Here is a 4,361-nt window from a genome sequence, read left to right on the forward strand (position 1 = left end):
AATGAACCGGTTCGATGAAGCCGTTCAGAGCTTCGAAGTCACGAAAGAGTATTGCGAACGGAACGGCATGACGCTCTGGGCCGCAATGGCCGATCGGGGAATCTCCCAGATGCATTTTCGGCGCGGCAACTACTCGACAGCGCTGCGCATTCTGGAGCAGGTCCGCCGCAGACATGAAGAACTGGCCGACTCCCGGCGCATCGGTCTGTGCGATATGGACCGCGCGGAAATATATCTCGAACTCAATCTCTTCGACGATGCAGCAACCATCGCAGGACGCGCTTACGAGACATTCGAACGTCTCGGCAACAGGTACGAAGCCGGAAAGTGTCTTACCTTCCAGGGAATCGCGGAATTTAAACTACTGAATGACAAAGATGCCGAGAAAGCCTTTGTCCGTGCGCGCGATATCTTCCTCAAGGAAGGAACGGGCAACGATGTGTGGGTCGCCGTCATCGATCTCTGGCGCGCGCAACTTCTGACCAGGCAGCACCAATTTGCGCCTGCACAGGAACTGGCGCAGCGGGCCGCCGAAATATTCGAGAAGCAGCAGGTGCCGGCACGGGCTGCAAATGCCCGCGTTCTTTCGGCTCAAAGCTGGATCGAACTGGATGCAACAGCGCCCGCGCTCAAGGAAGCGCAGAAGGCCCTGGATGAAATCGAAGGCTTTCACGCGCCCTGGGTCTCTTATCAGTGTTACAACACCCTGGGCCGCCTGAAAGAGTTGAATGGCGCGATCGACCAGGCCGAACAGCTTTACAGCAAGGCCATCGAGCAGATGGAATCGCTCCGGGGCAATATCCGGCTGGATGAAATGCGGCTGTCGTTCGGCCGCGACAAGTACCAGGTTTACGAAAACATGGTCGGGCTGAAGCTGGCGAAAGGCGACCGGCACGCCGCATTTCAATTCGTAGAGCGCTCGAAATCCCGGACGTTGATCGATCTTCTCGAAAAGAATCTCGAAACCGTGTGGGACACGGGAGCGGATGAATCGCCCCGCCTGCAGCGGATCCGTAAGATCCGCGAAGAGCTGAATATCTTTTACAGCCGGCTCAACGAAGTCGGGGCTACAGCACGCGCCGCCGCGGCGGATACTGTTACAAAAGAAGAGATCTCCCGGCGCGAACAGGAGCTGGTGGAGCTGCTCAGAGAGGTGGGCTCGGAAAAATCAGGCTGGGCCACACTCCAGAGCATGAAGATCCCATCGGTCGAAGAAGTGAACGCGATGCTTGGCCGTGATGAAGTGCTGGTCGAGTACTACACCATCGGCGACCGATTTCAAGCCTTTGTCATCGGTCATGACTCGTTTCACGTCGTGCAGGACCTTACCACGATAAAAGACGTGCGCGCCTGTCTCAAGGGCCTGACGTTTCAGCTTTCGAAGTTTCATCTTGAGACGGACTACGTGCAGAAACACACGCAACGCCTGCTGCGTGCCACACAACATCACCTGAATGAGCTTTACAAGCAGCTCATCGAGCCGCTCAAAGATTACCTTTCGGGCCGCTCCATTGTTTTTGTGCCGCACAACATGCTTCATTACCTGCCGTTTCAGGCCTTGTACGACGGCACGAACTATCTCATCGATTCATACGATGTTGTGCGCGCGGCAAGTACTTCCGTCCTGAAGATCTGTCGCGAGAAGAAGATCCAGAAAACGGAACAGGATCTCGTTCTTGCCGTGGCGGATGAGATGACGCCGCACATTACCGAGGAGGTGGAAGCGCTACGGAGACTTCTACCCAAGGGATTGTTCTTTGTCGGGAGCGAAGCGCGCGAGGACAAGCTGCGCCGTTATGGACAGACCGCCGGGAAATTGCACATCGCCGCACACGGTATTTTCCGGGCCGACAATCCGATGTTCTCTTCACTCAAGCTCGGCGACAGCTGGCTGAACCTGTTCGACATTTTCAATCTGCAGCTCGGCGCCGAACTGACTGTGCTGAGCGCCTGCGAGACAGGAATGAGCGCCGTCTGGGAAGGTGATGAGTTGCTCGGCCTGGCCCGCGGCTTCCTCTACGCCGGAACCCCGTCACTTGTTGTCAGCTTGTGGACGGTCAACGACCGCTCGACCGCTCAATTAATGGAGCACTTTTACGAGGACTTGCAAAACGGCGAGTCGAAATCACGCGCGCTGCAAAGTGCCGTTCTTAAAGTAAAGACGGTCTTTCCGCATCCTTACTATTGGGCACCGTTCATCTTGATGGGCAGGTCCTGAGATAACTGCGGTAATCTAGGCCCTATGGACCCTGTTTACCGTCCCTCCAACTGGCGAGCATCCGATCCTGGCTCGCCCGGCGAATTTCCGTACACGCGGGGAATTCAGCAGACAATGTACCGGGGACGGCTTTGGACGATGCGCCAGTATGCCGGCTTTGGCTCCGCCGCCGAAACCAACAAACGCTTCAAATACCTTCTGCAGAATGGCCAGACCGGACTCTCGGTTGCATTCGATCTGCCCACGCAACTCGGCATGGATTCGGATCACCCATTGGCCGCCGGCGAGGCCGGCAAAGTTGGCGTTGCGATCGACACGCTAATCGATATGGAGACGGTGTTTGACGGCATTCCGCTCGATCGCGTTTCAACGTCCATGACGATCAACGCCACCGCGGCAATCCTTCTGGCAATGTACGTGGCGGTGGCGAAGAAACAGGGAGTCGCCGCGAAACTCATCAACGGCACGACGCAAAACGACATTCTCAAGGAATACATTGCTCGCGGTCTCTACATCTATCCGCCGAAGTTCTCGCTGCGTCTGATCACCGACATTTTCGAGTATTGCCAGCGCGAGGCCCCGAACTGGAACACGATTTCCATCAGCGGATACCACATCCGTGAGGCGGGCGCCACCGCGGTGCAGGAACTCGCTTTCACCTTCGGCAATGCCATCACGTATGTGCAGGCTGCGATCGATCGCGGTCTGGAAATCGACTCTTTCGCGCCACGCATTTCGTTTTTCTTCGATACCCATAACGATTTTCTCGAGGAGATCGCGAAGTTTCGCGCGGCGCGCCGGATGTGGGCGAAGATCATGCGCGACCGGTTTCATGCGGAGAATCCCAAGTCCTGGATGCTTCGATTTCACGCTCAAACCGCCGGGTCGTCGCTGACCGCGCAGCAGCCCGACAACAATATCGTTCGCGTTGCGATCCAGGCTCTGGCCGCGGTTCTCGGAGGCGCGCAGTCCCTTCATACGAATGCGAAAGACGAAGCTCTCGCCATACCGACAGCGGACGCGGCGCGTCTCGCTTTGCGGACGCAGCAGATCCTTGCGTATGAATCGGGCGTTACAAACACCGTAGATCCGGTGGCCGGCTCGTACGCGATCGAAGCGCTGACGGACCGGATCGAAGAAGAAGTAAGCGGGCAATTGGGCCGTATCGAGAATCTCGGCGGCATGCTGGGCGCGATCGAGAACGGATGGGTTCAGGCCCAGATCCACGAATCGGCGTACAAATACCAGCGCTCGATCGAGTCCAGGGAACGAATTATCGTCGGGGTTAACGAATACCGGTCCGATGAAGAGCAGAAGGTTCCCATTCATCGTTCCGACCCGGCCGCTGAAGCCGCTCAGGCCGCTCGACTGGCGCATGTCCGGTCGTCCCGTGACGGCGCTCTGGTCACGGCGGCTATCGGGCGATTGGAGGCCGCGGCAAGCGGTGCAGGCAACCTGATGCCGTATATCCTCGACGCGGTTGAAGCGTACGCGACCGTCGGTGAAATTTCCGACGCATTCCGCCGCGTCCATGGGGAATACCAGGAGGGCTGGACGGCTTGAGCGATGTCCTCGAAGTGAAAAACCTGAAAACCTTCTTCTTTACTGAAGAAGGAGTCGTCAAGGCAGTTGACGATGTGTCTTTCAGTGTTCCCAAAGGCCGGACGCTGGGTCTTGTCGGAGAGAGCGGTTGCGGCAAAAGCGTTACTGCGATGTCGATCACGCGGCTGATCAGCCCTCCGGGCCGCATCACCGGCGGTCAGATCCTGCTCGAAGGCCGCGACCTCGCTGTGATTTCAGAACAGGAGATGCGGCAAATTCGCGGCGCACGGATCTCGATGATTTTTCAGGAGCCGATGACCGCGCTGAATCCGGTGCTTCAAGTCGGTTTCCAGATCGCGGAGGCCGTGCTCGCTCACGAAAAAGTGTCGAAACGGGAAGCCTGGGCGCGAGCCGTCGAGGCCATGAAAGACGTGGCCATTCCCGATGCGGAGAAGCGGGCAAAGGACTATCCGCATCAGCTGTCGGGCGGAATGCGCCAGCGCATCATGATTGCAATGGCCTTGGTCTGTCATCCCGACGTCGTGATCGCAGACGAGCCGACGACCGCGCTTGACGTCACCATCCAGGCTCAGATTCTCGA

General features: G+C 57.6%; 3 protein-coding genes. All 3 read left to right on the top strand.

Features of this window, described 5'->3' with window-relative positions; all coding sequences use genetic code 11:
- A partial coding sequence (locus tag VGK48_16460) for a CHAT domain-containing protein (GenBank protein ID HEY2382769.1) occupies positions 1-2,218 on the top strand: 2,218 nt, incomplete at its 5' end.
- Positions 2,219-2,242: 24 nt separating this feature from the next.
- On the top strand, positions 2,243-3,781 hold the full coding sequence (locus VGK48_16465; GenBank protein HEY2382770.1) for a methylmalonyl-CoA mutase family protein: 1,539 nt from the start codon (positions 2,243-2,245) through the stop codon (positions 3,779-3,781).
- Positions 3,778-4,361: ABC transporter ATP-binding protein (locus VGK48_16470; GenBank protein HEY2382771.1), on the top strand; the 584-nt coding region annotated here is incomplete at its 3' end. The genes VGK48_16465 and VGK48_16470, both read left to right, overlap by 4 nt.

The sequence above is a fragment of the Terriglobia bacterium genome, assembly GCA_036496425.1.
Classification (GTDB): domain Bacteria; phylum Acidobacteriota; class Terriglobia; order 20CM-2-55-15; family 20CM-2-55-15; genus 20CM-2-55-15.

Coding starts and splice junctions, on each gene's coding strand:
- VGK48_16465 (HEY2382770.1), top strand. CDS start 2,243: ATGGACCCTGTTTACCGTCCCTCCAACTGGCGAGCATCCGATCCTGGC.